Origin of the sequence: Megasphaera sp. AF13-6AC (assembly GCF_027685385.1) — a bacterium.
Lineage (GTDB): Bacteria > Bacillota > Negativicutes > Veillonellales > Megasphaeraceae > Megasphaera > Megasphaera micronuciformis.
Genome location: NZ_JAQCUN010000288.1, coordinates 1 through 745, shown reverse-complemented (window position 1 = coordinate 745; position 745 = coordinate 1). Strand labels below are relative to the sequence as shown.

The following is a 745-nucleotide window of genomic DNA, read 5'->3' as shown; positions in this document are numbered from 1 at the left end:
GTCTTTGGAAAAAATACGCTGCCGGTAAGAACGTAACCGTTACATATAGTGATAAAGGGTTGACTGTTGACGGGGCAGCCTTAGGACAGCGCGTTCTTCTGCGGTCTTTAGATGCCAAAGGGGCACTGAAAATCAGCAACGGTTATTCGTATCGGGGTGACTTGGAAGTAATTAAATCGCCTCAGAGGTGGGGGTTGACGGTAGTTAACGTCGTGCCTGTTGAAAAATATCTGTACGGTGTAGTGGGTAAGGAAATGTCTCCGTCTTGGAGCGATGAAGCCCTGAAAGCGCAGGCCGTAGCGGCTCGTACCTATGCCGTTTCCCATAAGGGGTACTTTCGCAATCGAGGCTTCGATATGACCGATGATACGAACAGTCAGACGTACGGCGGCGTAAATGCTGAAGCGCCGTCCGTACTGAGAGCCGTTAAGGCAACGCGCGGAGAAATTCTGACATACGGCGGCAAACCGATTGATGCTTTTTTCAGTGCCAATGCGGGTGGCTGGACGGAGCACAGTGAAAATGTGTGGGGCAATAAGATTCCTTACTTGAGAGGCGTATCGGACAAAGCTGATAAGATGCCCGAATATCGGTGGTCCGTCACGATTACACCTGAACGCTTGGCTGCCGATTTGGCGGCTGCGGGAAAGGGAGTTGGACAGATTAAGTCTGTCTTACTGTCCCCCTTGTCCAAACGACCTATGAGCGCTGCCGATCGCGGTATATCGGGACGTGTTTTGTCTTT

General features: G+C 51.3%; 1 protein-coding gene. It reads left to right on the top strand.

What is annotated here, in order from left to right:
* The coding region (locus tag PGX78_RS08920; protein ID WP_270446608.1) for a SpoIID/LytB domain-containing protein at window positions 1–745 on the top strand (745 nt) is incomplete at both ends.